This window comes from bacterium, assembly GCA_040755795.1.
In the GTDB taxonomy this organism is placed as follows: Bacteria; UBA9089; CG2-30-40-21; order CG2-30-40-21; family SBAY01; genus JBFLXS01.
Map to the genome: position 1 here is coordinate 1 of JBFLXS010000276.1, position 5372 is coordinate 5372.

Annotated in this window: 5 protein-coding genes; all 5 read left to right on the top strand. The window is 38.0% G+C overall.

The features are described 5' to 3' along the window. Positions 1–1791 (top strand): flagellar biosynthesis protein FlhA (locus AB1414_14635; GenBank protein ID MEW6608658.1); only part of this gene is annotated, 1791 nt, incomplete at its 5' end. Then, the gene (flhF, locus tag AB1414_14640; GenBank protein ID MEW6608659.1) at positions 1788–3011 is read left to right on the top strand and encodes a flagellar biosynthesis protein FlhF; all 1224 of its coding nucleotides are present in this window, start codon (positions 1788–1790) and stop codon (positions 3009–3011) included. The genes AB1414_14635 and flhF, both read left to right, overlap by 4 nt. Before the next feature lie 261 nt (positions 3012–3272). Further along, complete coding sequence (locus AB1414_14645) at positions 3273–4169, top strand: MinD/ParA family protein (protein ID MEW6608660.1); 897 nt, start codon at positions 3273–3275, stop codon at positions 4167–4169. Next, entirely contained in the window at positions 4160–4540 is a 381-nt protein-coding gene (locus AB1414_14650; protein MEW6608661.1) for a hypothetical protein, read from the top strand. Before AB1414_14645 ends, AB1414_14650 begins: the two co-directional genes overlap by 10 nt. A 60-nt stretch (positions 4541–4600) precedes the next feature. Then, positions 4601–5371 carry an RNA polymerase sigma factor WhiG gene (gene whiG, locus AB1414_14655; GenBank protein ID MEW6608662.1) on the top strand — a complete coding sequence of 257 codons (771 nt, stop codon included), beginning with the start codon at positions 4601–4603 and terminating at the stop codon, positions 5369–5371. Position 5372 lies beyond the last annotated feature (1 nt).

Here is a 5372-nt window from a genome sequence, read left to right on the forward strand (position 1 = left end):
CTTATTCTCAACGGACGGGGTGGAGAGGTAGGGATTGTGCGGACATTTGGAACATTTGTCGTGGGTGGGAATTTAGTTGTTGGGATTGTGATATTTCTGATTTTAGTTATAATTCAACTTTTAGTGATTGTGCGAGGGACAATGCGGGTTTCAGAGGTAGCGGCAAGATTTACCTTAGATGCTATGCCAGGCAGACAGATGGCGATTGATGCGGATTTGAATGCGGGTTATATTACGGAAAAAGAGGCGGCAGATAGACGAGTGCAAATCCGTAAAGAAGCAGATTTCTACGGTGCAATGGACGGTGCGGCAAGATTTGTTCAAGGAGATGTTATTGCTGGTGTGGTTATTGCCGCTATCAATATCATCGGTGGTTTAACGATTGGTGTTTTAATGCGTGGTGAACCATTAGCCGATGCATTCCACGACTATACAACTTATACCGTTGGCTGTGCACTTTCGGCTCAAATACCAGCATTCCTCATATCCGTGGCTACGGGTTTAATCGTGGCAAGGGCGGCTACTGAAGAAAATTTAGGATTAGATGCGGTTAATCAATTAACCGCTCAACCCAGAGTGTTATGGATAGCCACCGGCTCTTTAATCTTCTTCTTACTTACACCTTTACCTAAAATTCCTTTGATTCTTGTTGCCACAACCATTGGCTCAATCGCTTATTTAATGAGTAAATCGGTGAAGGTAGAAGAAAAGAAAACAGTAGAAGAGAAAAAGAAAAAGGAGTTAGAATGGCTTAAGAAACCTGAAAGTGTCGCCTCTTTACTGGCTATGGACCCAATGGAACTTGAGATTGGCTATGCACTCATTCCTCTTGTTGACCCGGAACAAGGTGGGGATTTATTAGATAGAGTTACTATGCTTCGCCGACAATCAGCCCTTGAATTAGGAATAGTTGTTCCGCCAATTAGAATTAGAGATAATATTCAACTAAAACCAAATACTTATGTTATTAAGATAAGAGGATTTGAGATAGGTAAAGGCACTATAAAAATCGACCGGTATCTGGCAATGAATCCCGGAACAATAACTGAGGAGATAGAAGGCGAGACAACAATAGAACCCGCCTATGGTTCTCAGGCTATCTGGATTAAAGAAGAACAAAGAGAAGAGGCAGAGAAAATGGGCTATTCCATAATTGACCCTCCAACAATTATCTCAACTCATCTCCAGAAAATAATAAGACAAAACGCCCCGGATTTAGTTACCAGACAGGATGTTCAGAGTTTAATAGATACCCTCAAACAAAATCATCCAACAGTCGTTGCAGAATTAATCCCCAGCCAATTAAGTTTAGGTGAGGTTCAGAAGGTATTACATAATCTTTTACGAGAGGGGATTTCAATTCGTGATTTATTAACTATTGCTGAGGTATTAGCGGATTGGGCACCAAAAACCAAAGATATTGGCTTTCTAACTGAACAGGTAAGGATGAGTCTGGCAAGACAGATTATTCGACAATATTCGAGAGATGGCATTTTATCCGCCATCACCTTACATCCAAAATTAGAGAATGAAATGGCTGATAATCTTCAACAAACATCAGAAGGAGAACAAGTTATACTTGACCCAATCAGACTTCAGAAGATTATTCTGGCACTTCAGGAAGAGATAAAGAAAAATATTAAGGAAGACCCTGTTATTTTATGTTCTCCCAGAATAAGAAGGCATTTTAAAAATTTAATTATGAACTCAATCCCTCAAGTAGGTGTTATATCATATAATGAAATAGCAAATGTCGAAGTAAAATCAGTGGGGATGGTAAGTGTATCATGATGAAATATAAAACTTATGAGGCATTAACTTTACAGCAAGCGATATTAAAAATGACGATAGACCTGGGAAAAGATGCGTTATTAGTCAGTCATCGAAATATTCGCAAAGGTGGGGTATGGGGATTATTTGGGCAAAAAATGGTTGAGGTAACAGCGGCTGTGCCAATGAAATCTGTTCCTGTGCCACCAACTTTACCTAAAACATCTCAAATCATCACCTCGTCTGCTACCCCGCCCCCGGCACAACGAGTCATCTATTCTACTCCAACTCCACCTCAACCGTCTATTTACTACCCATCTCCAAAACCATCACCTCCCCCAAAGGGAAAAGAGGTAGATACTACTTCGGCTGTCCATAAAGAACTTCTGGAGATAAAGGCAAAAATGGAGAGTATGCTTGGCGAAGTCCGAGGCGGCAAAGGACCTACTTACAAATATCCAGGTAAATCAGGAGAGTTATACATCCGATTACTCCAGAATGAAGTGGATGAAACATTATCTGAAACATTAATTAAAAGAGTAATTGCGGAATCACCAGGACCTCTTTTAGAAGACGAATATTTTATCGAAGAAAGACTCAGAAATCATATTAGTAGTCTGATTAAAATAGGTAGTCCTATTCAACTTGTTGATGGTAGTCCAAAGATAATCTGTTTAATCGGTCCAACAGGCATTGGTAAGACAACAACATTAGCTAAATTAGCCGCAGATTTTGCCTTTGAAAAGCGTAAAAAGGTAGCGATTATAACCGTTGATACATACCGTATTGCGGCTGTCGAGCAACTCAAGGCTTATGCCGAGATATTAAATCTACCATTAGAGGTCGTATTTACGCCTTCTGAATTTAAAACGGCTATTGATAAGTCCTCTGATTCTAATCTGATTTTGATTGATACCGCCGGCAGGTCTCAACGAAATTCTATGCAATTAGTTGAACTAAAAAGCTTTATTGATTCCGCCGGCTATCGTCTTGAGATTTTTCTACTATTAAGTGCCACGACCAAGGATAAAGAATTAATTGATATTGTTGATAATTTTAAAAAGGTCTCTTTTCATAAACTCATATTTACGAAATTGGATGAAACGGTTACCTTTGGTCCAATATTGAATCTTTCAACACAGATTCCACAAGGGATAGCTTATGTTACTACGGGACAGAATGTTCCTGAAGATATTGAAGAGGCTAATGCCAATAAATTGGCGAAATTGATTATACAGTAGGAGGCGAAGGGTCATTTCCTACACTCTACTTCTGTAACCGTTCAGGGATATAGCCACAGAGTCACAGAGAACACAGAGGGAATATATAACCACGAATGAATACGAATAATAAAAAGCAGGAAAACGAACCTAAAGGTTCCCACTACATTTATCGAATGTCACAGGTTAATTCGTGTCTATTTGTGGCTAATTTTCCTAATTCTCTGTGAACTCTGTGCCTCTGTGGCTGAACGCTTACCTACTTCTCAAGAGGTGAAATCAATGTTAGACCAGGCAGAAAATCTTAGACAACTGGTTAGACAAAGACAGATTGAAGAAGGGTTTATGTTGCCCGGCTGTAAGATAATAACCATAACAAGTGGTAAAGGAGGCGTTGGAAAAACTAATCTAACTGTAAATTTAGCCATCTCTTTTGCCTTAATGAATAAACGGGTCCTGATTTTAGATGCAGACCTGGGATTATCAAATGTAAATATTGTCATTGGTTTAGTGCCGCCACCAAAATATAATCTATTTCATGTCATTAGCGGGCAAAAGGAGATTAAGGAGATTTTGGCTGATGGTCCCTGCGGCGTGAAGGTGATTACCGGGGCAGTTGGAGTTACCAGACTTTCCAATATTTCAGCCAGAAAACGCAAACAATTTATTGACAAATTAAGTAGTTTATTTGACTCTTTTGATTTGATTTTAATTGATACCTCTGCGGGTATTTCGCCAAATGTGCTATCATTTATCTTAGCCGCTAATGAGGTAGTGTTAATTACTACCCCTGAACCAACGGCTATTGCTGATGCTTACGGCGTAATAAAGGCAAGTTCATCTATGAACAATGATGTTAACCTGAAATTAGTGGTTAATAGAATAACAAATATTATGGAAGGGAAAAAGGTTGCTGACCGAATAGTAAATATCGCCGGTCAATTCTTAAATGTCAAGGTAGAAAATGTTGGGTATCTTTTAGATGACCCTGTGGTAGCAAGGGCAGTTAGGGAACAAGCACCGTTCTTCCTCGCTTATCCAAAATCAAAGGCAACAGATTGTATTTATCACATCCGTAATAAACTGGCTAATATACCTGATGATTCACTTAACTATGGCATTAAGGGGTTTTTCAAACGATTATTTAGTTCAAATGGAGATGAACATCAATGGGATTAAAGATGGGTTTTTCGGTTGCTTTAATTAGTTCTTTTATTAACGGAGTAGTTACTTATTTTAAATTTTATCAGTATATCTCCAATGCTGAATTAGTTTTATTGATATTCTTACGACTCCTGATTACATTTATTATATTTTTTGGGTTAACCATAGGGATTTATATATTTCTACAAAAGGAAATACCACAAATATCTGGTAAAAAAGTGCGTCCGAAAAAACCAACAAAAATAGACTATGTCTTACCCTCTGTTTCTCCTGCTGGAGAGAAAATTACAAAAACAGAGGAAAAAGAAACACAGTCAGAAGAAACAATAAAACAAGATGCAGAGGCATTGGCTATGGTAATAAAAACAATGATGGCGGAAGAATAAACTGGTAATTGGCTATATAGTTACCAATTACCAATTACCAAAATTAAGGAGTAAAAAAATATGGCAAAAACAGAAGAAGAACTATGGAAAGAATATAAACGCACTAACAATCCTAAGTTAAGGGAAGAATTAATCCTTAAATATGCCGGGACGGTTAAATATATTGCTGGTAAAATCGCGATGAGCACACCACCACAGGTGGAATATGATGATTTAGTGAGTTATGGGATTTTAGGATTAATCGATGCCATTGAAAAATATAACCCGACAATAGGAACTACATTCAAAACTTATGCCATTACTCGAATAAAAGGCACAATAATTGATGAACTAAGGATTTTAGATTGGGTTCCACGGTCATTACGACAAAAGGCTAAACAGATTGAGAAAATCTATGGGGAGTTAGAGTATAAATCAGGTCGCCCGGCTACAGACCAGGAAGTAGCATCTGCCCTGGGGATAACTGAAGAAGAACTCTCCCAATTACTCTTACAGATGAGTGGCGTATCATTGATTTCCTTGGATGATATCTGGCGTTTAGATGATGAAGAGAAAATAGAAATAATCGATACGATTAAAACCCCTCCTGAACAAGGACCTGATGCAAAATTAGAACAAGAAGAATTGAAAAGACTTCTTATTGAGGCTATCAATAATCTCCCGGCGCGAGAAAAGGAAATTGTTGTTTTATATTATTATGATGATTTAACATTGAAAGAAATTGGAAAAGTGTTGGGCGTTACAGAATCAAGGATATGTCAATTACATAGCAAAGCAATATTGCGATTAAGAGGATATTTGAACAAAATACAGGAAATGTTTGAGGGATAAA